At 41.8% G+C, this 24,921-nt stretch carries 23 protein-coding genes; 16 read left to right on the top strand and 7 right to left on the bottom strand.

What is annotated here, in order from left to right; all coding sequences use genetic code 11:
- Positions 1-68 precede the first annotated feature (68 nt).
- The 3 genes from ACODJP_RS04930 to ACODJP_RS04920 all read left to right on the top strand — a co-directional run bounded on the left by ACODJP_RS04930 (position 69) and on the right by ACODJP_RS04920 (position 2,119).
- Complete coding sequence (locus tag ACODJP_RS04930) at positions 69-869, top strand: hypothetical protein (RefSeq protein ID WP_422479101.1); 801 nt, start codon at positions 69-71, stop codon at positions 867-869.
- A 114-nt stretch (positions 870-983) separates the two neighbouring features.
- The gene (locus ACODJP_RS04925; RefSeq protein WP_422479099.1) at positions 984-1,343 is read left to right on the top strand and encodes a VOC family protein; all 360 of its coding nucleotides are present in this window, start codon (positions 984-986) and stop codon (positions 1,341-1,343) included.
- Positions 1,344-1,363: 20 nt separating this feature from the next.
- The gene (locus tag ACODJP_RS04920; RefSeq protein ID WP_422479097.1) at positions 1,364-2,119 is read left to right on the top strand and encodes a glucosamine-6-phosphate deaminase; all 756 of its coding nucleotides are present in this window, start codon (positions 1,364-1,366) and stop codon (positions 2,117-2,119) included.
- 91 nt (positions 2,120-2,210) lie between these two features.
- Here the strand turns inward: ACODJP_RS04920 and ACODJP_RS04915 are convergent, their stop codons facing one another.
- Positions 2,211-3,143, bottom strand: a complete 933-nt coding sequence (locus ACODJP_RS04915) for a DMT family transporter (RefSeq protein ID WP_422479095.1) — start codon at positions 3,141-3,143, stop codon at positions 2,211-2,213.
- Positions 3,144-3,517: 374 nt separating this feature from the next.
- On the opposite strand from ACODJP_RS04915, the gene mmsB reads away from it, so the two are divergent.
- The 3 genes from mmsB (at position 3,518) to ACODJP_RS04900 (ending at position 7,396) form a co-directional block, all read left to right on the top strand.
- Positions 3,518-4,681: a multiple monosaccharide ABC transporter permease gene (mmsB, locus tag ACODJP_RS04910; protein WP_422479093.1), complete on the top strand. Its 1,164-nt coding sequence runs from the start codon at positions 3,518-3,520 to the stop codon at positions 4,679-4,681.
- 49 nt (positions 4,682-4,730) lie between these two features.
- Positions 4,731-5,798 carry a substrate-binding domain-containing protein gene (locus tag ACODJP_RS04905; RefSeq protein WP_422479091.1) on the top strand — a complete coding sequence of 356 codons (1,068 nt, stop codon included), beginning with the start codon at positions 4,731-4,733 and terminating at the stop codon, positions 5,796-5,798.
- Between the two features lie 80 nt (positions 5,799-5,878).
- On the top strand, positions 5,879-7,396 hold the full coding sequence (locus tag ACODJP_RS04900; protein ID WP_422479089.1) for an ATP-binding cassette domain-containing protein: 1,518 nt from the start codon (positions 5,879-5,881) through the stop codon (positions 7,394-7,396).
- Between the two features lie 341 nt (positions 7,397-7,737).
- Here ACODJP_RS04900 and ACODJP_RS04895 read toward each other — a convergent pair whose 3' ends face one another.
- Genes ACODJP_RS04895 through ACODJP_RS04880 form a run of 4 tightly spaced genes read right to left on the bottom strand, consistent with a single transcriptional unit; the run spans position 7,738 to position 11,571 of the window.
- Positions 7,738-9,069 carry a hypothetical protein gene (locus ACODJP_RS04895; RefSeq protein WP_422479087.1) on the bottom strand — a complete coding sequence of 444 codons (1,332 nt, stop codon included), beginning with the start codon at positions 9,067-9,069 and terminating at the stop codon, positions 7,738-7,740.
- A complete protein-coding gene (locus tag ACODJP_RS04890; RefSeq protein WP_422479085.1) occupies positions 9,066-9,932 on the bottom strand; it encodes a hypothetical protein in 867 nt (288 codons plus the stop codon). The genes ACODJP_RS04895 and ACODJP_RS04890 overlap by 4 nt, the downstream gene beginning before the upstream one ends.
- Positions 9,932-10,888 (bottom strand): ABC transporter ATP-binding protein, encoded by a 957-nt coding sequence (locus ACODJP_RS04885; protein WP_422479083.1) that lies wholly within the window; start codon positions 10,886-10,888, stop codon positions 9,932-9,934. Before ACODJP_RS04885 ends, ACODJP_RS04890 begins: the two co-directional genes overlap by 1 nt.
- Entirely contained in the window at positions 10,888-11,571 is a 684-nt protein-coding gene (locus tag ACODJP_RS04880) for a hypothetical protein (RefSeq protein WP_422479081.1), read from the bottom strand. The genes ACODJP_RS04885 and ACODJP_RS04880 overlap by 1 nt, the downstream gene beginning before the upstream one ends.
- Before the next feature lie 375 nt (positions 11,572-11,946).
- On the opposite strand from ACODJP_RS04880, the gene ACODJP_RS04875 reads away from it, so the two are divergent.
- A complete protein-coding gene (locus ACODJP_RS04875) occupies positions 11,947-13,182 on the top strand; it encodes a DegT/DnrJ/EryC1/StrS family aminotransferase (RefSeq protein ID WP_422479079.1) in 1,236 nt (411 codons plus the stop codon).
- A gap of 42 nt (positions 13,183-13,224) precedes the next feature.
- On the opposite strand, the gene ACODJP_RS04870 is transcribed toward ACODJP_RS04875, so the two are convergent.
- Positions 13,225-14,361, bottom strand: a complete 1,137-nt coding sequence (locus tag ACODJP_RS04870) for a hypothetical protein (protein WP_422479077.1) — start codon at positions 14,359-14,361, stop codon at positions 13,225-13,227.
- Positions 14,327-15,559, bottom strand: coding sequence for an ROK family protein (locus tag ACODJP_RS04865; protein WP_422479075.1), 1,233 nt, complete (start codon positions 15,557-15,559; stop codon positions 14,327-14,329). Before ACODJP_RS04865 ends, ACODJP_RS04870 begins: the two co-directional genes overlap by 35 nt.
- A gap of 288 nt (positions 15,560-15,847) precedes the next feature.
- Here ACODJP_RS04865 and ACODJP_RS04860 point away from each other — a divergent pair, with 288 nt between their 5' ends.
- From ACODJP_RS04860 to ACODJP_RS04820, 9 genes are all read left to right on the top strand, one after another.
- Positions 15,848-16,987, top strand: a complete 1,140-nt coding sequence (locus ACODJP_RS04860) for a Gfo/Idh/MocA family protein (RefSeq protein WP_422479073.1) — start codon at positions 15,848-15,850, stop codon at positions 16,985-16,987.
- A gap of 28 nt (positions 16,988-17,015) precedes the next feature.
- Complete coding sequence (locus ACODJP_RS04855) at positions 17,016-18,050, top strand: TIM barrel protein (RefSeq protein WP_422479071.1); 1,035 nt, start codon at positions 17,016-17,018, stop codon at positions 18,048-18,050.
- 24 nt (positions 18,051-18,074) lie between these two features.
- A complete protein-coding gene (locus tag ACODJP_RS04850) occupies positions 18,075-18,812 on the top strand; it encodes a PIG-L deacetylase family protein (RefSeq protein ID WP_422479069.1) in 738 nt (245 codons plus the stop codon).
- 8 nt (positions 18,813-18,820) lie between these two features.
- Positions 18,821-20,203, top strand: a complete 1,383-nt coding sequence (locus ACODJP_RS04845; RefSeq protein ID WP_422479067.1) for a neutral/alkaline non-lysosomal ceramidase N-terminal domain-containing protein — start codon at positions 18,821-18,823, stop codon at positions 20,201-20,203.
- Between the two features lie 25 nt (positions 20,204-20,228).
- A complete protein-coding gene (locus ACODJP_RS04840; protein WP_422479065.1) occupies positions 20,229-20,933 on the top strand; it encodes a PIG-L deacetylase family protein in 705 nt (234 codons plus the stop codon).
- A gap of 56 nt (positions 20,934-20,989) precedes the next feature.
- The gene (locus ACODJP_RS04835) at positions 20,990-22,267 is read left to right on the top strand and encodes an ABC transporter substrate-binding protein (protein WP_422479063.1); all 1,278 of its coding nucleotides are present in this window, start codon (positions 20,990-20,992) and stop codon (positions 22,265-22,267) included.
- Positions 22,268-22,341: 74 nt separating this feature from the next.
- On the top strand, positions 22,342-23,232 hold the full coding sequence (locus tag ACODJP_RS04830; RefSeq protein WP_422479061.1) for a carbohydrate ABC transporter permease: 891 nt from the start codon (positions 22,342-22,344) through the stop codon (positions 23,230-23,232).
- 14 nt (positions 23,233-23,246) lie between these two features.
- On the top strand, positions 23,247-24,092 hold the full coding sequence (locus ACODJP_RS04825; protein WP_422479059.1) for a carbohydrate ABC transporter permease: 846 nt from the start codon (positions 23,247-23,249) through the stop codon (positions 24,090-24,092).
- A 36-nt stretch (positions 24,093-24,128) separates the two neighbouring features.
- Positions 24,129-24,830: a PIG-L deacetylase family protein gene (locus tag ACODJP_RS04820; protein WP_422479057.1), complete on the top strand. Its 702-nt coding sequence runs from the start codon at positions 24,129-24,131 to the stop codon at positions 24,828-24,830.
- Positions 24,831-24,921 lie beyond the last annotated feature (91 nt).

Here is a 24,921-nt window from a genome sequence, read left to right as displayed (position 1 = left end):
ACATTCTTCGATAGGGGTAACCTAAAGAGGCGATGGTTAGCATAGTGAATATCAGGTAGGGTTGTGCCATGATACTGGAAATTAAAGACGAAACCACCTGGGAACAGTACGATGATACATACAAATCATTCGCCGAACCTTCCATTGCCTATCCTCTGACCGATATCGATATTGAGAACTTTGATCCGTTCGGGTTTGCTCGAAAAAAGAGACGAAGACCACCACCTCCTTTCAGTATTGCCCAATTCAAGGAGTTGGTTTCGCATCTTCCGGTAGAACTAGAGAGCGTGGATACAGGAATCAACCGATGGAAACGCTACTTCAAAGAGCATGATAAGCTAGCCTCGATTTTTTCCAAGCAGAAAACGATAACAATTTCCAGAGCAGATATCTTTTCAGCTGCAAAGAGCGGCGATTTGGAGAAGGTTCTCTTTCTCACTGTTTTATGGGGTTATCCCGTGGGAATGCTCGGATCTTTCCATGAAAATATTTTCAAGAACAAGCACATGCTCATCAAATACTTGGAGGAGGCTGTAGCGAGTTCTACTCTTTCTTTTTGGGAAGATTATTGGTTTGCCGTCACACAGGTCAGTGGACTGGGAATATCGCTACTGTCAAAACTCCTCTATTTTTGCGGTGTCCATGTGGAAACCTTGCCTGCGCTCATCCTCGATAAACGAGTTATTGGTGCTATCAGCAGCAACAGGTTCAAGGAATTCGAGGAGTTCGGTTATATCTCGTACCCTAAGGCTATGTACCGCTATGTAGAATACTTGGAGGCGATCTGCGATATTGCAAAAAATTTGGATGTGGCGCCACCGCAAGTTGAGATGTTTTTGCGAGTCTTTGGGCAGCATGTGAAAGCTTAGTACGATTTTCCTGAACGGTTTTAACAACCAAATGGCACGTATCGGTAGATTTGGCTCCTACATCTTTTAGCGTTTTGTGCTACTATGAAGACAGTTTTTCGATTGGAGGTTCGGATGAAATATTGTTGGACAACTATCATGGTAACAGATTTGGAAAGGTCTATTGCCTTCTATCGGGATATTGTTGGATTGCCAGTCAATCGTCGGTTCTCTGCAGGCCCGGGAAGTGAAATCGTATTCCTCGGGGATGGTGAGACGGAAGTTGAATTGATAAAGCGTATTGGTCCAGCGTCATCGGTAGGAAATGCAATCTCTCTTGGATTCGCCGTAGAATCTCTAGATGATGCCATGACATTCGTAAAAGAGCATGGAATCGAGATTGAAAGTGGTCCTTTCCAACCGAACGATCATATAAAGTTTTTCTACGTACTCGATCCGGATGGTGTACGGGTGCAATTCTCACAGTCGTTCTGAGACATCCAAAAGGATATCGTGTGACCATTACCATTAGTAGTGATAAACGAACCAGTGGCGCCCTTGCCGCTAGAAAGGGTGCCTCGCTGATCAATGAAGCAATTGCGTATAAAGGCTTTGCAACAATAATCGTGGCAACTGGAGCTAGTCAATTCGATATGCTGGAATATTTAGTCCGAGAGGACATCGATTGGTCAAAGGTGGAAGCCTTCCATCTGGATGAGTACATCGGTATTTCTGTGTTCCACTCAGCGAGTTTTCGCAAGTACCTGAAAGAGCGGTTTGTCGATAAGGTAGGTACCCTGAAGCGATTCAATTACATCAAAGGCGATGCGCAGGATATTGAAGCTGAAATCAATCGTTTGTCTAAAATGATCCAAGGAAAACAGGTGGATGTGGCTTTCGTTGGAGTAGGGGAAAATGGACATCTTGCCTTTAACGATCCTCCAGCTGACTTTGAAAATGAGCAACCATACTTGCTGGTAGAATTGGATGACGCATGTAGGAGGCAACAGCTGGGAGAAGGATGGTTTTCCACGCTCGACGATGTGCCCAAACAGGCTGTCTCCATGGGTGTTAAGCAAATAATGAAGTCAAATCATATCATAAATACCGTCCCTGATAGGAGGAAAGCCAAAGCGGTTTCCTGTGCATTAATCGGGCCTGTCTCGGGCCTATGCCCAGCATCCATCCTACAACAGCATGAGAGTTGCCATTGGTACTTGGATAGGGCTAGCGCATCATTACTTCCTCAGGATTTTGTTATACCAACATAATGACCTCGCTCAGAGTTGATCTAGGTTGAGAGTTCCGGTACCACGTTCACTTTGAGTGAGAGAAAGGCAATTGTGCCAGTTTAGATATTTGTTATCCAACAGTGTTTTGTACGGTAGGTGTGATGCTTGGCTTGGTTGATCGTGTCTGGGCAAGGATGACACCTGTTAGGATGATCAGAGAACCAAGCATCTGTACAATGTTAAGTAGATCTTGGAAGATCAATGCGCTAAGTATTAACACTACCACCGGTGGCAGGTTGCCATAGACTGCAACCTGTGTGCTGCCGATCCTCTTTACCGAAAGATTCCACATGACATTGGCAAGCAGGAATGCGATCAGGCCAGAGTAGATGGTGGTAAGCCATGCGACTGGAGGAAGAGTCGTAAAGTCTAGAGCGCGCATCTCAGATAGATAGACCAACTCATACATGATTACCGATGTCGCCATAGCTAGACCGGTTACCTGTAGCGGAGGATAGCGACGCATGTAAGGGCGTAGGAAAGTGGTGTTTATTCCGTATCCCAATTCAGCAAGGACGACAAAGAGGATACCACGGATAGTAGTATCTTCGTGGCTACTCGATTCACCCGCTGCTATGGTGATGATAGCGAGCCCGACGATAGTCAGTAGGATGCCTGCGATAGCTTTCCAGGTGGGTTTCTCCAAACGGAATAAAAGAGATATGATAACAACCTGGATAGGCATGGTCGCCATGAGGATGCCACCTAATGGGGTACTGGTTTCATCGATTCCGATAGGAAAGAGGGTTTGGAATACTCCCAGACCGGCTATACCAACTGCCATGATGCCAACAAAATCTTTCTTGCTGAATCGAATCCGTCCTGGTAAAAAGAAAGCCAGGTAGATCATGAGGGGGAACGCGAAGAGCATGCGGATTCCACCGAACTGGCCGGCAGATACATGGTTAAATCCAATTTTCATAATGATATTGTTCGTTCCCCAACTGAAGGCAACCAGAGCCAAAATGAGGTGTGTACCTAAGGTGTGTCGTTCGTTATCCATTTGTGAATCCTAGCTCTCCTATAATGTATGTCACCTCATTCTATGGGTGAACAGTTTTAGTATCAAGTCAAGACTATCGTAGTCATCAGACATATCGGTACTTAAGTATACGCACAAAAATGCTTGAAAATCTGAATATTTGTACTGCAAAATGTGTTCAATAATATAATTATTCTCTTTCTGTAATATAACGGTAAGGTGGGAAAATAGTATAAATAAAATCAACAGATAATAATAAAAAAAAATTAATTGACAAGTGAACTAATCTAAACATAGAATAAAACATATAAAATATATTTAAGTGACAATATTAATGTGACCTGGCTTTTTCAGATTTATCTGGATTCTTTCAAATAACAAAAAGGGGATGCAATGTGAAACGGATAGCGAATATGTTCAGGGGAAACGTAAGACAATATGGAATGGTCATCGCTCTTGGCATGATTATCATTCTCTTTCAGATACTAACCAATGGTGTTCTGTTAAAGCCGCTTAATATTACCAACTTGGTATTGCAGAATGGATACATCCTGATCCTGGCAATCGGGATGTTGCCGGTAATAATTACTGGAAGAATTGATCTTTCAGTTGGTTCGATCGTAGCATTTACCGGCGCCATAGCAGCCATCATGATTGTCAATCTTGAAGCTCCATTCATAGTCACATTATTCGTGTGCTTGCTTATTGGCGCATTGATAGGCGCTTGGCAAGGCTTTTGGACTGCATTTATTGGTATTCCAGCCTTTATAACGACTTTAGCCGGTATGTTGATCTTCCGAGGGTTGACTATCGCTATTTTGGAAGGTCGTTCCATAGGTCCTTTCACTTCAACATTTCGTGCGATAAGTACGAATTTTATTCCAGATTATTTTGGTGGCGGAGCTCTGAATATCACTTCGCTGGTATTTGGTTTGGTTATTGGTATTGTTCTCATATGGAATAGTATCAGAACACGAAGGAATACGAGGAAATATGGATTCGAAGTAATACCGTTGTGGATGTTCATCGTCAAACAAGCTTTTTTCTTCTCTGGGGTAATGATCCTTGCCTATTTCTTTGCTGCTTACAATGGTATCCCATTTCTTTTCATACTGCTCGTCGTATTGATAGTTATATATGCATTTATTACTGGGAATACGGTCATCGGAAGACGAATATATGCAATCGGAGGAAATGAACCAGCCTCCAAACTCTCTGGAATCAATACAAAGATGATCATTTTCATAACCAACGTGAATATGGGTTTTCTTGCAGCGATCGCAGGTATCGTATTTGCCGCAAGATTGAATGCTGGAACACCCAAAGCAGGAAACTCCTTTGAGTTGGATGCTATCGCAGCCTGTTTTATTGGAGGTGCTTCCGTCACTGGTGGAACCGGTACTATCGCAGGGGCTCTATTGGGTACATTGATCATGGGTGTAATGAATAACGGTATGTCAATAGTAGGTATCTCGGTTGATATACAACAGGCTATCAAAGGTCTGGTAATTCTATTCGCGGTTGCCATCGATTTTATTTTAAAGAATAGACGGGGGTAGTCAACAAGAACAAAGAGGAATGATTGGAATACCAAAAGGAGGAAATGGTATGAAAAAAATGATTTTAGTGTTATTGGTGTTGCTTATGGCAATGGTAACAGTGAGTGCTGCGGGAGCTGAAGAGAAGGCTGATGACAGTTCTTTGGTTACATTTCTGATGCCGACGAAAGAACAGCCCATCTGGACTGCTCAAGGAGATGAATTGGTAGCAAGATTCGAAGCTGCAGGATTTCAGACCCGACTTGAATTCGCTGAAGATGTAGTTGAAAGACAAGTATCCCAGATTGATACGGCAGTACTGCTCGGTTCTGATTATATTGTCATTGCGGCTGTGGATTCTTATGCACTTTCTGATGCTGTCGAAAAGGCTCGAGCCGATGGAGTCAAGATTATTGCGAATGACCGTTTGATCATGAACACAGAGGCTGTGGATTTTTATGTAACCTTCGACCTGTACAAATTGGGACAGATACAAGGAACATATATTGAACAAACTCTTGGTTTGGATACGGGCGCAAAAGGACCGTTCAATTTGGAAATCATTGGAGGCAGTCCTGACGATCCAAATGCACAAATCTTCTATAATGGTGCCATGAGTGTACTTCAGAAATATCTTGACTCCGGATCTCTGGTAGTTCCGAGCGGTCAGGTGGATTTCAATGTAATTGCGACTCTTGCTTGGGACAGCTCAAAAGCACAAGCAAGAATGGACAATCTCTTGGGAGCTTACTACACTGATAAGAATGTTGATGCCGTTTTGGCAGCAGCCGACTGTGTGGCGCTTGGAGCAATATCTTCTTTGGCTTCAATGGGCTATGGTACACCGGAACGACCATTTCCCATAGTTACCGGTCAAGATTGTGAGCTTACAGCTATTAAATCCATTATCAATGGTCAGCAATCAATGACCATGTTCTTGGATGCACAAGAGCTTGCGGAGAGAGTTTATCAAGTTATCAGAGCCTATGAGCGTGGTGAGCAACCGAAGGTAGACAAGACATTCTACAATGATATGATTGATGTACCAACTGCTATGTATGAACCGTTCTTGGTAGACAAGGACAACTGGAGAATAGTCATAGATCGTGGCTTGTACGCTGAAGATGACATTCTGTAATCGTTATTAAAGACTACATTGCTGAGGTTTGTAAGTAAATTCAAACCTCAGCAATTGTGATAAGCATGGGGAGTACTCTTTTGGAAAACAACTATATACTTGAGATGCACAATATCACCAAATTGTTTCCCGGTGTCCGTGCACTTGATGATGTCTCATTGAAAGTAAGACAAGGCGAGATACACGCAATTGTCGGCGAGAATGGTGCAGGAAAATCTACGCTCATGAATGTACTAAGTGGGGTGTATCCCCATGGTACTTTCGAAGGGGAGATTGTCTTCCGCCAAAATAGTTATCAAGTGAAGAGTATAAAACAAAGCGAGGAAGCGGGGATTGGTATAATTCATCAGGAATTCACCTTGATTCCAAAACTCTCGATTGCGGAGAATATTTTTTTAGGAAACGAAACAGCAAATCATGGTGTCGTACATTGGAATGAGACGTTAGTGAAGGCAAAAGCTCTAGCGAAATCCGTTGGATTGGATGTTGATGTTTCTACCCCCGTTGAAGCAATAGGTGTTGGACAACGGCAGTTGATAGAAATTGCAAAAGCTTTATCAAAAAATATTACTGTTCTAATCTTGGATGAACCGACTGCAGCGTTGAATGAAATAGAAAGTAAGAATCTTTTGGAATTGCTCAGGAAATTCAAGAAGGATGGACTCACTTCCGTACTTATTTCCCATAAATTGAACGAAGTTCTCGCTGTCGCTGATTCAATAACAATTTTACGTGATGGAAAGACTGTCAGTTACAAAGATCTCCACAAACAACCGATTGGAGAGAAAGAGATCGTAAAAGATATGGTCGGTAGGGAATTGATAAATAGATATCCTAGTCGGAGCGATTATATCGGAGAGCAAATATTCAAAGTGGAAAATTGGAGTGTCGACCATCCGAATCAAGAGAGAAAGGTTTCTGACAATATCAATCTAACGATTCATGCCGGAGAAGTTGTTGGATTAGCGGGGCTTATGGGGGCCGGAAGAACTGAATTCGCGATGAGTCTGTTCGGTAAGAGTTATGGAAAAAACATTCAGGGTGAAGTGTTTCTCAAAGGAGAACCGATAGATGTAAGTACCGTCCCAAAAGCTATAAAGAATGGTATTGCTTACATCTCTGAAGATCGCAAGGGACTTGGTCTAGTTTTGATTGGTAGTGTGAAAGACAATATTACCATGGCCAACATGGCTTCGGTTTCAAATGGATTTGTCATCAACAAGAATGAAGAAGTTGTGGTAACAGAAAAGGCAGTGGATGAGTTTAGTATCAAATGCCCAACCATCCTACAAAAGGTTCTCAATCTCAGTGGTGGGAATCAGCAGAAAGTAGTTTTGGCCAAATGGCTTAATTGTGATTCCGATATCTATGTCATGGATGAACCTACTCGAGGAATTGACGTAGGGGCAAAGTATGACGTGTATACTATAATCAACGATCTTGCGGCAAGGGGTAAGGGCATTCTATTGATTTCTTCTGAGCTGCCAGAATTGCTGGGTATGTGTGACCGTATCTATGTAATGAACAATGGGAAGATCATGGATGTACTTCCAGCGAAGGAGACTGATCAAGAATCGATCATGCATATGTTGATCTGAATCATTACCGATACTTTGTTGTCAACTCTTTAAAAGCAAAAAGAGCATCTAGAGCTACGATATCGGTAGTCTCGAATTACTCGAGCCTCCAGATAGCCATGGTCTTCGATACTCATACTTTTGGCTCATCCCAAGTGGATGGGGTTTTATTCTTTTCTAAGGTTCAATTCAAGCTGGGAAAATACGTATAGGTGCCGATTTGTTCCATCATGAGTCTTCGTGGGGAGTTTGTTTTATCTGCTAAGCACATGCAGTCTGGGCAGATTTCTTTTTACGGCGGTATTCATGTATAACAGTCATTTCCCTAGTGAATCAGTTTGTAGATTTATGATGATTCGAGTTTATTGATACGTCTTTCGTCTTACCGAGAATACAAGAAGTAGGGCTAGAATCGGAAGGATAATCAGCACTACGGTAATGGTTTCGTTTTGGATACCGGAGATAATCCGAATGACGCGTCCGCTGGTGGCGATGGCTTTTGGATCTTCAAGTCCTAACAGAGAAAATTCTAACTCATGCATCATTGGGTTCAGGGGAATATGTAACGCGGATATGCTTGGAGTTTTTCCCACATGCTCTCCGGTTGGATCATAAGGTGCAATGGTATATCCGAGTGCAGTTGTCTTTGATTGTTCAACAATATATGGTTCTTCATAGATTTCTATCGCTTGGTTTTCTGACGTTACAGATATACCACTATCAGGTACTTGTTGAATCTTTACCCAACGATACAGGTTTGGATTGCCCGACTCCTGGTTATTAATCATTTTATTATACTGAAGATCTTTATATTCGGTTTGGAAAAATGGACGGACATAAAGGTCGGAAGTTCCATCTACATAGAGCACGGATGCCGGTGTCGTACTGTTCGTCGGTTGAGTCCATCGTACAGCTGGGAAGATTTCATATCCTATGGAATTCGTCCTTCTTCCCTTGATAGATATCAATTTCTTTTCAGATCCTTCCAGTATGTTCCCTGACGGAGTTTTCAGTTGAATTGTGTATTCTCCTTCGGGTAAATTGATTGGATAACCTTTTTGCAGCCGTATTGGGGGAACTGTATATTTCTTGGGTGGTTCTGGTTCTGAAGGTTGTTTGATATTCTCCATCTCCTGAAGTAAATGTTCATAGGGTTTCCCTTCTGCCTTAATCTGCAATATCTGATTGAAAAGTTCGGAAGTTCGTTGTTGATATGCGGTGTATGCCCGATTGTAATTCGAGACAGCTTCCTGATAAGCTAAGACTAGTTCAATATAATCATTCCATTCTTCTTCAGCCTCAGTGCCTGTTTTTATATGCCAATTGTTATCGTACGTACCTCGCATGTTATAGAATGTATAGTTAACAGTTTCGATGGGAATTATGTTTCCATTCTTGTCCGTTATCTCAAGTGTACCCTTATATGTGATATCAAGAATTGAATCGTCTACCAGCCATTGGTCGGTTATCGGCCAGAAATAGATGAAGTTTTTCTTTAGACTAGCGAAATTGTCAACATCCGCATGTATGAAGATGGTTGAGGAGTCTTGTTTTGCGAATGTCAGTGCATAATCTTTTCCACTGTAGGCAGCTATTGAATAAATAGTTTCTTCGATACGATTCGGAACTTCAGCAAAAACTGGACTGAATAGTATTAGTAAGATTGCAATAGAGAGGATCATAATTTTCTTCATGATTTGCTCTCCTTTTGTGCTTGGATCCATATGGAGATAAATCCAATGATAACAGTCAATCCAAAGAAGCATGTTGCACCACCAAGGATATGTATCCATGATGACAATTCAAAACCTGTTTGGATCATAGCCATGTAGAAGAAAGGAGATATCCATTGTACTGCCAGCGAAACAAATGAAGCGATTGTAGAGACCTGTTCAGCGACAATAGAGTATGTGACAAGCTGTACAGAAAGAAATATGATAAGTATAGCAAGCAACAAAGAGATAGAGCCGATACTTGAATCGGTAGAGACTGCGCTAAGCAACGTGTAAGCACATAACAAGAACGATACCAAGAAAAGGGTAATCATCGAGCCTACGAAAGCAGGACCTAGAAGTAGATTGTTGAATCTGGATACTAGATAGAAAACTACTATCAGATAGATACAATATATAGCGAGGGCTATTAAATTGATTAGAAATAATGAAAAAAGATATGAACGGGATTTCAATGGCCCGTATCGAAGCAATTCCAAGACACCTTGGTCCTTGTATTGATGATAGGTGATGATTGAAGATATCAAGATATAAAGTAACATAGGAACTACAGCACAATAGGCTGCGAATAGAAATGGTCCCTCAGCAAAGAGCTTATCGACCATAATTGTGCTGAACAATTGTTCCAAAGCTTGGGTTATGTTTGCGAATAGTGGAGTCTGGGATGGATTGAATCCTTGTGGGCCTATTGATTGGATGAATGATCGTATCGGTAAATATCCCAATAGTGTGCTAATTGTCATAGCGATATAATAAGACGGATTCAGAAAGGTCTCTTTTGCGTTTATCTTTGTAAGGATGGTGATATTTCGCAATTCACTCATTATTTGGCCTCTTCATGTGTGTTTGCCTGGATTGAGGTGATGGACAGGAAGGCTTCTTCAAGTGTCTTTACTTGTTCTTGGATGAGTAAGGGTGAGATTCCATTATCGTAGAGGAAGCTGGAAATCGCTTTTCTATAATCCCCTTCTTTTTCGACGGATACAACAATAGCTGAAGCATCTATTTTGGCGTCAAGAATAAAAGGTAATTCAAGGAACTTTCCGATGAGACCATCGGAAATACTGTCAATCTCAATACGAAAATTTTTTGTAGGGATAATTGAATCGATGATTTTATTCGTTGCATTTTCAGTAATCATTTTTCCTTGATGGATAATTCCTATGCGCGTACAGAATTTTTCAACTTCAGAGAGTAGATGCGATGAGACGATGATAGTTTTCCCCTTACGGTGCTGTTCGATAATCAAATCACGCATTTGGTGAATTCCAAAAGGATCCAAGCCGGAGATCGGTTCATCGAGTAATAGGATTTCCGGATCATGGATCAATGCTCTGGCAAAACTTAGTTTTTGCATCATCCCTCGAGAAAATTTGCATATTGGTTTGTTCTTATGGGCTCGAAGATCCAAATGATCGAGCATTGAATTGATTTTTTGAGTGCTAGCGGTAACATCGAACAGATTACCAAACAATTGTAGATACTCGACTGCTGTCATCCATTTCCACATACCCGAAGGATGTTTTTCAGGGACAACACCGATATTAGCTCTATAGGAGGGGTCTGTACCGTTTACAAGATTCCCATGATAGTAGATCTCTCCGGAATCTGGTTTTGTCAGACCGAGAATCATCCGTAGAGTAGTAGTCTTCCCGGCTCCATTGGGGCCGAGAAACCCATATATTTCTCCTTTATCGATAGTGAGGGACAATGCATCGACAGCTTGTTGAGTACCGAATCTTTTAGATAGCCCAGCGGTTTGTATCAAATGTGTGTCCATTATTGGCTCCTCGTGACATCCCACGAGATGTCCGCATAGTAGGATACTCTTGTACCAAGTGATTCCAAATATGACTTTGCTGTAGAGGTGTCCATCGATGGGATTTCTTTTGTAAGGGCATGGAATTCTTCATAATCTATTTCCAGTAGATTGGGAACGAGAATCAGGTATTCTATTACATAGGTTTTTCCCGAATCCTCAGGTAAGACATCAAATGGAATAAAGGACGTATACCTAAATTGGGTCTCGGGATACGCATCCCACTTCCAAGGAATATTTCCGCTATATAGGATCGGTTGCTTATCGAGGTTACCAATCGTTCTTGCTAAAAGTGGATCCCACTTCGAGATTTTTGCTCCAATCCATATATCGATAGTCGGGTGCAGTGATATGGCACGATTATCTTCCGTCACTGGTCGAATAGTTAGGGACCATCCATCTGCTTCTTCATTTTCAAAGACATAGAATCCATCAAGTCCTGGAATTGTCAATCCTTTGAGTGAGATGGGCTTTTCAATTCGATTTACACCGCGTTCCAATTTCAGTGGAATTGTGATTGTCTCATAGTTCGGTGCAGAAATGATAAGCTGCGTATCTCCCGGGCGTAAATCTGTAAATTGATAATTGATCAGTGAGTCGTCAGATTGGAAATATCCATGAAGCTCCTTATTTTGGATCTTCACAAGTAAATCCCAAATCCAACTTTTACTTACCGAATCTTGTACTTGAAAGAGTAAGGATGTTTTTGAGTTCCGAAATAAGAGCCCGGCAATCAAGATGATACAAAGTAAAACTATGATTGCGGTGGCTTTCCATACCTGTTGTTTCTTCACTACATACCACCTGCCATATCTTCCAAATTATCATATGGGGACTTTGCACCTGTCAAGTAAATACGACAGAAAATCTCATCTCCTATATAAAAAGATTATATATGTAAATGGAAGCTAAAACAAGAAAAAAAAACAACTATAAAAATAAAATATACATAAATGATGTTGACGTGCGCAATTGGTGGTGATAATGTGTATGATATGATTAAATAGAGGAGGAGACCTATGCCAGGGCCAGGGTTTTACTTTATCGGAGAAGAGGAAGAGCGAGAGGTTTTGGATGTAATTCGTTCAGGACATCTCAATCGCTATGGAAGTGAAGACGATCCTAAGTTTAAAAAGAAAGTCTACACACTGGAAAATGAAGTTGCGCGAAAATTCGGGGCAAAATATGGTTTGGCTGTCACATCAGGAACGTCTGCATTGATTGTTGCATTGCAAGCATTGCGTATTGGACCTGGGGATGAGGTGATTTGTCCTGGTTATACATTTATTGCATCGATGTCTTCAATTATCACTGTGGGTGCGGTTCCTGTGCTTGCGGAGATTGATGATAGCTTGACTCTGGATCCCAATGATGTCGAAAGGCATATCACTCCGAAGACGAAAGCGATAATGGCTGTACATATGCTAGGAAATCCTTGCGCAATGGATGAATTGGTTGCGATTGCAAATAAGCACAAGTTATTGCTTATAGAAGATACCGCACAGGCTTTTGGAGGTATGTATAAAGGTAAATATCTTGGTCTATTCGGTGATATCGGTACATATTCATTCAATGTATATAAAACTATCAATGCCGGTGATGGTGGCTTGGTGTTGATGAATGATGAGTCAGTGTTCAAGTCTGCATTTGCTATTCATGATCAAGGGCATATGCCGCTAAGAACCGGGCTAGAAGTGGGTAATCGATCCATAATCGGTCAAAATTTCCGGATGAATGAATTGACTGGTGCCGTATTGCTCGCACAATTTAAAAAACTCGATCAACTACTGGAGAGGTTGCATAGTATCAAGAAAGACTTCAAGAAGATACTCAAAGATGAACTACCAAAACTCCAGTTTAGAAAACTCAATGATGAAGCGGGGGAGTTGGCAACATTGTTGACCGTACTGTTGCCTTCAAAGGAAGCTGCTGATGCTGTCGCCAAGAAGCTTGGCACAAAGACCATTTCCCATTCAGGGTGGCATGTGTATAACAATATGGAGCAAATACTTGGGAAAAAGCAAGTAGCTGAAGGTCCTCCGTTTAGAAGTACTGAATTCCCCACAGATGTAGTCTATGAAAAAGGTATGCTACCGAAAACTGATGACATTCTAAATCGAGCGATAAATATTTCGATTGGTGTCGTTGATGCAGGTCTGGGTTCTGGTTTCGGGGTCAATCCTCTTAGTTCTAAGGAAGAAATCAGGGAAAAGGCTATGGAATTTGTCCGAGCAGCTTCTTTCTGCTGTAAGTAGTGATTCTTAGCTCGTACGGTAGTGTCAATCATTCCGTGCGGGCTATTTTATTGTCTTTGTGCTGGGTTGGTATGACAGCAGTTGATGAGCAATCATTTCCAGCTGCATGTAATTTCCTTCAAAGAACCATGTTTCCAGTGTGAGACTCGAGGTGTCTTCTTCTGATGATCCACCCATTGCATTCCCATGGCACTCGATTTCCCCAAATCTTTCTTTGGGATTACCACTATTGTATAAGTGGCATGCATATCCGTTTTCTCCTGGGGAGGTAAATGGTTCTTCGCAGTACTCTGACGAAGGCGATACACGGTAATTCCGGATAATGAGATACGGTGGATTTGTACCATCGGCATTATGTAGGTATCCCGCTCGTCCAGTTAGGGAAGTGCTGTGGATGCCTATCTTGAATAGCTTTTGTTCACAGTGATGCACGAGCATTGGAGATTTTTCAAATTCGATCAAGCTTGTTGGTTCGGGATGGTAATACCAGCCGATTTGTGGTTTGCCAAAGGTGGGTAGGATGGATATCCCGCCCTGTCTTACTTGCATAATGCTCCATGCTTCGCTCAGGCATGGGTCGGGAGATTCTATCCGCAATTGTATGGAGTGCTTGTACCCTGAGTACTGGATCCCCTTCATGAGAAGATCCCTCTGATATAGGTTACGCAAAGGATTTTTGGCGGGTTCGACTTTTCGTCCAACAGATATTTGTTGGTCTGGAGGAGAGTAGTGTAGTGCCTTGAGTTTCATTTTTGCTTCAAGGTTTATTAGCGAAGCCCGAGGTCTGGTTATGTGGTATTCGCCAGGATCCATTTCGGCAGGAAGCTTGTATGACAAAGTAGGATTGAAGCGATCGGTGATGCAATACTGGATTTCTGGAGCAACCCAAAGTCTTTCACCACCGATATTCCATTCCTTTCTTATTATAGCTTCTTTCCAAGATTCGCTGGTATTCCACCAAGAAGGCATCCATAGGACGCTTCTTTTGTTGATGCCTGAGAAGGGTCCAAGTATTCTTCCTCCTAATTCGACTATAAGGATTGTGGAATCCTGGGAAATAGGTAACTCCGCAAAAGATAGGTTTGCTTCCCGTAGCCTCTGTTTGGCTAGGTCTAAAGTAATATTTGAGGCGCCATCGAAGAATTCATTCACAATCCTGCCCCATGAAATTGTCTTCATTTGTCAATAGATCGTTCCAATATTGGGAAACCGCAAATAGGGCAGCTCCATAAGCTTCGTTCTTAGCAGAGTAGGGGGTAAACTCGACTTTGGTGTTTTCGAGTATGCTCGGTACTACTTTCCTATCCAAGGATAACATGATCGCATCCATGAGATGGTTTTTTAGGATTTCAAGAGTTCCTGTAATGAATAGTTTTTCAGGATTGAACAAGTTGATCAGGATGGTACAGGCATCGCCAATGAATTGTCCGATTTCAAAAAGTGTGGTCCGTGCAAGTTTGTCACCTTCATTTGCGGCTTGAAGGATCGCTTCAAGGGTGAGGGTACCTGTATTGGCGTAAGGCTGCAATAATGAGTGGACTCCCTCTGAAAGACGATCTTTGAAGACTCTGATAACACCAGAATCAGATGTAACGGTCTCTAGGCATCCAACATTTCCACAACTACAACGGTAGTTATTCTTGGAGTGGATTATGTGACCGATTTCTCCAGCCGTTCCATTGGCTCCACGATAAATTGACTTGTCGATGATAATGCCAGCGCCAACTCCTATTCCAAGGTAGAGGACTACAAAATTATTCAGGTCTTTTCCGTGTCCCTCAACTTTCTCATAATATGATATGATACGCGAGTTGTCTTCGACATAAACAGGAATATCCATGCGCTTGCAGATTTCCTTATTGATATCCAGATGATTGATTCCCGGAAGTTGTAAACCGGATAGCCAAACCCTTCTAGCCGTATCGATCATCCCGGGTAACGAGATGCCGATTGAAACGGCGGTTCCACCTTCTTTTTCAATATCTGCCTTGGCTTTTTTCAAAGGATCGATGATTTCTTCAAGTATCTTTGTAGGATCATGGCTAACCAATGCTTCCTCAGAAAATTCCAAGGCACTGTTTTTGACAATCTCCTTAGTGGCATCGGTTACGACAAGTGAGATGCCATGATTACTAATCGCAGCTCCGATTGTATACATCTGCTTCGGATCCATCTCATAGATGTAAGAAGGTCGACCACTCGATGAAAAAGCTTTCCCAGCTTTTCTGATAATTCTTTTTGATTCGAGTGTTTTTAGGACTTGCGATACTTTTTGGACGCTCATACCTGCATTTTTGCTTATCAAGTGGCGAGTTGGGCTGTCAAGCATCTGTATACTCTTTAAAATTTCAAGTTCACTACTATTTAGATTTGTCATCAATTTGCTCCAGGGATATTGGTGGGAGGTTAAACCTCTTACAGGTAATGCAATATGGTTCAATAATTGTCAAGGGATGTAGTAGGGGCAACCATATTCAAAACTTTCAACGTTTTTTCTCCTTGTTAAATATATAATATATTAAACACATCATAAAAATCCAGTAAAATATTTATTTTATATATAAATCAAACAAAAAGGTGTAAAATATTCATTGACCTCAGCATATAAGCGTTATAGAATGTTTTTTAGTCAGGTTATGAAATCTTATCTTGGAGGGCTGTATAAATGATACGTGTTGGTTTGATTGGCGCTGGTTATATTGGAAATGTACATTTAGAGCAACTTGTCCGTATTGGTGGTGTGCAGGTAACTAAAATCGTTGATAATACTATTGAGCTGGCGAAGAAAGCCGCAACAAAATATGGAATTGAATCCTATTCAAGCGACTGGAAAGATGTCGTGGATGATCCGACGATCGATGTCATTCATAATTGCACGCCAAACAAATATCACTTTGAGATAAATAAGCGAGCCCTTCTTGCTGGAAAACAAATTCTTTCAGAGAAGCCACTGGCCATGACGTTGGAAGAAGCCCAGGAGCTGTGGGAACTTTCGGTGAAGAAGAACGCGGTGACAGGAGTGGATTTTTGTTATCGATACTACCCTGTTGTTCAAGAAGCTGCAGCAAGAATAAGAAATGGAGATTTGGGAATCGTTAGGATGGTCCATGGAACATGGTTTCAGGATTGGTTATCGATGGAAACCGATTATAGCTGGAGATTGGAAAAAGCTGAAAATGGTGATTCAAATGTAATGGCGGATTTGGGAAGTCATTGGTTTGATCTTATCCAGTATCTTACTGGTCAACGGATTACTGAGGTGATCGGTGATTTCGCAACTTTGATACCCACTAGGAAAAAACCAAAATCACAAGTTTTGGCATTCCAGCACATAGAAGAGGTGGATAGCGAGGAATTTCGATGTGAGTTGGAGGAGTATGCGGCTGTCCATTTCCGCCTGGAGGGAAATATCCCTGGCAGTTTTACCACGAGTCAAGTATGTAATGGAAGGAAATCGGAAACTGCTTTTGAAATTTATGGAACCAATTGTTCATATGCTTGGAATCACAAGGATGCAACTCGATTGTGGATTGGACATAGATTCAAGGCCAACGAAGAACTGATCGAAAACGCTAACTTGATGTATCCCGAGGCAGCGCAATATGCTGTGTTACCCGCAGGACACCCACTCGGGTACCATGATGCAGTCAAACATTTATTTGAAGATTTTTATTCAGCGATTGAGAATGGAGCAGGAGCTGAAGATACGATGCAGCGGCCTACTTTCTTTACTGGTTATGAAGAGATGAGAATCTTGGCAGCTGTTCTCAAGAGTGTAAGAAACAGAAGTTGGGAAACAATTTGAATCAAAATAACAAAAAGAGGAGTCAAGTATGTCAAAGTTTCGTTTTTCTGTAGGACCATGGAATGTACATGAAGGAGAAGATGCTTTTGGGCCAGCCGTCCGCAAATCCATTCCTTTCGAGGATAAAGTAAAGAAGTTCAAAGAGATTGGCATCAGCGCAGTCCAATTCCATGACGATGACGCTGTGCCCGATATGAACAATCTTTCTGAAGATCAGATCAAATCTCGGGCTAAAGATGTCAAGAGCCTTTTGGACGAGTACGGACTTGAAGCAGAATTCGTTGCACCTCGTCTATGGATGGATCCTCATACTTCTGATGGTGGATTTACCTCCAATAGTAAAGAAGATCGGGATTTCGCATTCTGGAGAGCTCAGCGTTCGGTAGATATAGCAAGGACTCTTGGATGTGACAGAATTGTATTATGGCTGGCTCGGGAAGGAACTCTTTGCCAAGAGAGCAAAGATCCTGTAGTTGGAATGGAGCGATTGGTTGCCGGAATTGATTCGATTTTGAATTACGATCCTACCATTAGGGTTTTGATCGAGCCTAAACCCAATGAGCCGATCGATAGAAGTTTTTGCCCGACGATTGGACATGTTATCGCTCTAGCTCGACTGACTGCCGCACCGGACCGTGTAGGAGGTTTGATTGAGAGTGCCCATGCTATCTTGGCTGGGCTTGATCCAGCGGTAGAAATGGGTTTTGCTTTGGCAAATAAAAAGCTCTGGGGTGTGCACCTGAATGACCAGAATGGTATGCGGTATGATCAGGATAAGAGTTTTGGAGCAGAAAATCTTCGTCAGGCATTCAACCAAGTTATGGTCCTTAAAAACCATGGGTATGGACACAATGGCGAATATATCGGGCTTGATGTCAAGACTATGAGAACGCAGAAAATTGAGGTTTGCTACAAGCATATAGAAAATAGTATGGCCGTATTCAAACTCCTCGAGAAGAAGGTCGAGACTTTCGATATCGCAAAACGTGATAAGTTGATCAAAGCTAGGGATTACGAAGCGCTTGATTATTACACGATTAGCCACTTGCTGGGTGTGGAATAGTTCGGGTACTTTGGAGGTGTTTGTATGAATGTGTTGTTTTTTGGGGCCCATCCGGATGATATTGAGTCCTTTTGCGGTGGTACTGCCCTGAGGTATGCACAGATGGGGGCAAAACTATATTTCTGCGTGGCTACAAATGGAAATGTTGGATCAACATCCCTTTCCAAAGAAGAAATTGCCAAGGTGAGGAAACGAGAAGCCCAAAGTGCTGCCGATTTTATTGGAGCCGAGTTGATCTGGCTTGGTTTTGACGATGAGTTTTTGATTGATTCCGTTGAGACCCGACATGCATTCATAAATGCCATGAGAATCGCAGATCCTGATGTTGTAATCAGTCCTTGCCGGACTGATTACAACCCCGATCATTCTATAACCGGTTATATCGTGGACGAGTGTCTGCATATGGCTGGAGTTCCAAATATCAAAACTGAAGCACCTCCGACAAAAAAAGCCATTCCACACTTGTATTTCATGGATACTCCCGCAGGGGTTGGTTTTGAACCGGAGCTATATGTAGAAATAACACATGTTTTTGAGAAGAAAGTTAAACTTCTTGGATATCATGAGAGTCAGAATACATGGATGAAGACTCTGTTCAACTATGAAATGGACGCGTTCCTTGAGATTCCTGCACGGTACAGAGGCCTTCAAGTCGGTGTTCCCATGGCAGAAGGTTTTAGACCTTCTTACCGATGGGGGCGAAATTTCTCGAGGCACTACCTACCGGATTGTCTTACGGGTGCGGGTTTGGAGAAATCTTAGGAGATAATATGATGCGCATGGGAATCGCCTGGCGAGATATCACACCTCAATCTCCAATGATGATGATGGGATATGGAGATCGGGACCATGCATCAGAAGGGATACATGATCAATTACGAGCATACGCTTTGTATGTAGATCCACAAGACTCAGCTCCTTTTTATTGGGTTAGTGCGGATTTGTGTCTATTTGGTCCGGATTGTGCTGTGGCTATAAAGCAAGCAATTTCCAGACAATTGGGAATCAGTGAAACAAATATTATCTTGCAAGGGACACATACTCATTCTGGGCCGGATGCGTACGCATTACATCTAGCGACGGATAAGAAAGAACGTTTTTATTATCATTACTTGCTTTCTCAAATCATCGAAGCCATACAAGAATCGATAAGAAACCAGAAACCGGGGAAATTGGTAATACGCCAAGGAACTGGCAGTATTGGTGTGAACAGAAGAGGACTGGAAAAGCCTGTCGATGATCGGATGTTCTTGTGTACCTTGGAAGATGAATACCGTAAATCATTTGGCGCTCTTCTTTATTATTCCTGTCATCTTACTTCACTCGGAGTTGATAATTATCTATTGAGTTCAGATTGGATTGGTCCAGTTCGTGATTGGTTTGAGAATTCCCAATCAATGCCCTTGATGTATATACAGGGAGCGGAAGGGAATGTCGATCCATGGACTCGTGGAGTGCTTGATATGTCTGACCCCAATCAAGCTTTGGGCGTATCTTTTGAAACTATGGAACAGATTTCCGCACGTTTTTCACGGGATCTTTCAACTGTTCTTGTGAAAGAAACGAATGGTGAATTGGAATCCATTAAAATGGCAAGGACTCAAGTCAAGGTTCCACTGAAATACGGTAAAATGACCGATGATGAATTTGAGGCGAGAATATCAACGATGAAATACAATTTCGCCCAGTTTCTTGGTATTGATGTCGATGATGTGCCAGAGGATCAAAGTATAAACGAACTGGTTAAGAAACATTGTGTGAAAAACAATATCTGTGCGGAATTGACTGAGAAATATGTAGCTGAACAATTTTCATATACGCAATTTCTCTGGGCCTATCGAAAAAATCGATCGTATATTGACATCAAATCAGGTTCCATTTCAATACCTATGGCTGTCATGGACGCAGGAAAGATCGCTTGGATCGCAATACCTGTTGAACCATTAATGGATGTGAATCTTGCAATCAAAAGAAGTGTGAAGGGCAAGACTTTACTTCTTTGCGGTCTATCTGATGGATATTTCGGATATTTGCCCCACGAGGAAAATTTTTACGAGGCTGATGCTGATTCATTATATGAGACAGTCAGCACAATATTCGCTCCCTCAGCTTCGGATGTTATCGTAAATAAAGCCTTGGAGTTGATCGGGTAATTTTAAAGCACGGGAGGATAATAAGATGAATATTTTAGCTTTTGGTTCGCATCCTGATGATGTGGAATTTCTCTGTGGTGGTACATTACTGAAGTATAGGAAAAAAGGTCATAGCATATTTATTGCTCTGACTACCAGTGGGAATATCGGGTCCAATGTCATCAATGGAAGGGATGTGATTGCCAAGACACGTGAAGAAGAGCAATTACAGGCAGCTAAATTCTATGATGCACAAGTTAGATTTCTTAGATACAACGATGAAGGGCTTGTCGATAGTGAACAATTGAGAAGGGATATTATCAATGCGATTCGATGGGCTTCTCCCGATGTCATTTTTACGAATCCGCCTTGTGATCTCAGCACTGACCATAACGTGACTGGTACAGTCGTCGGTCGGGTCATGCTTTCATTGGTGGGCAAGAACATACCCGCAGATGAACCTCCGATGAAGAGATTCCCCTCTCTTTTCTATTGGGATACGAGTGCAGGGGTCAACTTTGTCCCGGAAGTATATGTTGATATAACAGAGGAATATGATCAAAAGGTGAAAGCCCTACTATGTCACAAGAGCCAAATATCATGGATGAGCGAATATGAGGATCAAAGCTTTGTCGATTCGTGCCGGATTATGAGTGAATTTCGTGGATTGCAGGCCGGATATACATACGCAGAAGCATTCTCAGCATTTAGATTGCACGGGGTCATGCCCGATTTTTCATTGTTACCGTAACAAAATAAGAGGTTATTCGGACAGAATGGTCCGTAAAAATATCAAAGGAGGATATTATGAGTAGGAAAAAATGGCTACTGGTATTGCTGTTGCTTCTTATGGTGTCTATGGTCTTCGCTGCTGGGCGAACAGAGACCACGACAAAGAAGAAGATCGTGCATTATCACTGGACCGAGACATCGTACGATGTTATCAACAATAAAGCTGTACAGATGTTTCAAGAAAAGCATCCGGATGTTGAGATCGACTTGTTGTTGCTCGCTGACGGAGACCGTGCCAACCAAATTCGCATAGCATTAGCTTCAGAAGGTGATATCGATTCTTTCGCACTATCGAACATGGAATCTGCTGAATTCCATGAAGCTGGACAAATGCAGAAGATCGATCCTGCTGGATTTGGGAAAAATACTGTCGATGAAGTAGTTGACATGTGGGAACCTAATTCTATCGAAATTTCAGGTGGTTATTGGAATGGAGATTATTATGGAATTCCATTCGAATTGTCTAACTATGTCGGTTGGATCAACACAAAATTCATGAAAGAGGCAGGACTTGATCCAGTGAACGATATTCCTGAAACATGGGATGATTTCTTCAGTGTCGCGAAGAAAATGACTGTTGATCAAGGAGGAGTGCGGGTCCGGAATGGATTTGCAACAAACTCCAAAGTTGCCGCATTCCCATTCCTCATCATGTCAGCTCTTGCTGCCCAACAAGGGTTTGATTGGTTGACGGAAGAAGGATTCAAAGCAAGTATAAATGATCCAAAGATTTCCAACGTCATCTTGACTATGACAGATATGGTTACCAAATATGATATTTGGGATCCAGGATTGTTTGATGACGAAAGAGAAGGTTTTGGTACTGGTAAGACAGCAACCTTCTTGACCGGTGGATCTTGGTATTGGGGTGTTTTGGATAACTGGGGAACTCCGCGTGAAGATGTGACTCCTATGGCTTATCCAAGATATGCAGATGGTTTGGACTATGGTGGTATCGGTTATGGGTACTGTCTCTATGTTTCACAGCTAGCTGATGATCCCGTCTTGACATGGGAGTGGATTGACACCATGGCAAGCCAGCCAAATGAATTCATCAAGCTTGGTTATAACCAACCACGAAAAACGCTTGATAAATCTTTAGCAGTAGCGTCGATCCCAGACTATGACATTTTCAGTGCTGAAATGGCCAAGGCTTCACCAATTCTGATGTCTACGAAGATGGCTGAATTACAGGATGCTGTATGGGCTTCTGCAACGAGAGTTATCTTCCAAGGAATGGACATCAACAAGACAGTTGAGCAGTTGCGAACCGATGTCAACAGGATTCTCTAGTATCGTTCTATTTGGGCATTCCTATTTCGGAATGCCCAATCTATTTTTGATAAAAGAATTTTGAGTAGGGACTTATGTCTAAGAAAAATAAATATTCTACAGTAAATTTGGGATGGCACGGTTATGTCTTCATACTTCCAACATTGATCTTTTTTTCGATTTTCCTTATTTATCCGATGATCAATGCTTTTTGGTTGTCGATGCATAGTTGGAACTTGCTTTCTCCAAAAGTTTTTGTTGCTTTGGATAACTTCAAGGTATTGTTGCAGGACTCCAGGTTTCAAAATTCGTTTTTTACGACTTTGCATTTCAGTATAATCAGTGTTGCTTCTATCAATTTGCTTGCATTCATATTTGCATTGATGCTCTCAAGTAATCTATTGAGATTTGAGCATAAAGGCCCCCTGCAATCATGCATTTTCTTGCCAGTCGTTTTATCAGTAGTCGCGGTCGGTATTGTATGGAAATATATGTATCAATCCACAGGATTGATGTCTGTTCTTAGCGCCAAGTTTTTAGGTTCACCATTGCCATGGCTTACGGCCACACAAGTTGCTCCTTATAGTCTCATCATCATATATGTATGGAAATCAGTTGGCTATTATATGGTTATGTATATCGCTGGACTACTGGATATTCCAACCGAACTATATGAAGCAGCTACCATTGATGGTGCGAATTTCTGGCATAAACTTTTTTATGTGACTATCCCGTCATTAAGAAATACTTTTGCGCTCGCGATTGTCTCCTGTATGATTTTTACGTTCGGCTCATTCCCGCTTCAATTCGTAGTAACCGGAGGTGGCCCAAGTCGCTCTACAGAAGTGATGGCTTTACTTATTTATATGGAAGCTTTTCGTTTTAACAAATATGGTTATTCGGCAGCAATATCTGTGATCTTTTTCCTTATGTTGATGTTGTTTTCATTCTTTCAACTACGGATGTTCAAGTCTGGAAAAGTATAAGAGGAATTTTAGTTATGCAAATTGGTTATCGTTCCAGAAGAAGAATCGCAAGAATCGTACTCTATATAATCATGCTTTCAATAGGGTTTGTTTTTATTTTCCCTTTTATTATGATGGTTCTATCATCATTCAAGTTCAATAAGGATGTGTTGGCTGTTCCTGTCAAAATTTTTCCAGTTGCATGGAATTGGGGTAGTTATAAAAGCGCTTTCACATATGCTGATTATGATTTTGCACTCTATTTTATCAATAGTTTCATCGTAGTAATCTTCGCTGTTGGTATTTGTATTATTCTCTCTGCTACAGCTGGTTACGGCTTTGCTAAGTATAAATTTAGAGGGAATGGTATACTTTTCGCTGTTGTCTTATCTACTATCATGATTCCTTTCGAAGCGATCTTGGTCCCTTTGTTTCTATTGGTACGGTCCATGAGCCTGCAAAATACATATGCAGGACTCATTATTCCTCAAGCTTTAACTGCTTTCGGTGTTTTCATGATGCGACAATTCTTCTATTCCATGCCCGATGAACTCATAGAGTCCGCCCGGATGGATGGTGCTAACGAATACGTAGTGTTTATGAGGATTTCTTTTCCAATTGCCCGTACAGCAGTCTTGGCGTTGATAATATTCCATGCCCAATTCGTATGGAACATGCTTGTCTGGCCATTGATCGTGATCTCAAAACCAGATATGAGAACTCTTCCTCAAGCAATTGCGCTATTCTCTGGAGTTTATTATACGCCATATCCAGAACAATTGGCGATCAGCGTAGTCGCCTGTCTGCCTCTGTTGATCCTCTACCTCTTCCTTTCAAAGTACTTTGTGCAAGGAATTGCGATGACGGGTCTAAAAGGGTAGTGCTGAGAAGAAATTATGAAATAATTGGAGGTTTTTATGCGTGTGATGGCATTTTCGCCACATCCGGATGATGAAATTAGTTGTGCAGGCACTTTGGCAAAATATGTCGCTAACGGGGATGAAGTTGCTATTGTCTTTGTGACAAACGGGGAAGTAGGTTCCGCAACTATGGATAGGAAGCAGACTGCAGCCACGAGAAAAGAGGAAGCCCGTGCTTCTGCTGCGGTAATCGGAGCGAAATTTTTCTGGATGGGGTTGCAGGATGAGTTTCTCTATACCGGAGAAAAGGTCCGCTTGCAGATTCTCGAAGTCATTCGTGAGTTTGACCCCGATATTATTATTTGCCCGGATAAAGAGAATGATTATCATCCAGATCACATCAGTACTGGTCAACTCGTTTGGGATGTTCGAGTCATGACTACGGTTCCCAATATCCCGACAGCATCACCTCCTTGTACAAAGATTCCGAGAATCTACTATATGGATACGGTAATTGGGATTAATTTTATTCCGGAATTATATGTTGATGTTTCTCAATACTGGGAAATGAAGGCAAGGATGTTGGCTTGTCACAAGAGTCAGCAAGGATGGATGAAGGACCAATATGATGTGACGCACGAGGAGTTCGTGAAGATACATACCATGTTTCGAGGCTTTCAAGCAGGTTGCCGTTATGCTGAAGCTTTTAGAATCCCAAAATTCTTTCCGGAAAGACTCGAATCGGACGGATTACTCTAGGTGTTTGGATGTTAATTGATACGATAGAGTTATTCTTTGGTAAACATCCTTTTAAATTGCCTTGGAGAACGGCATACGGTTCTTACTCACA

This window comes from Pleomorphochaeta sp. DL1XJH-081, assembly GCF_049310885.1.
GTDB lineage: Bacteria > Spirochaetota > Spirochaetia > Sphaerochaetales > Sphaerochaetaceae > CAYZJV01.
This window is presented reverse-complemented; position numbering and strand designations above follow the sequence as displayed.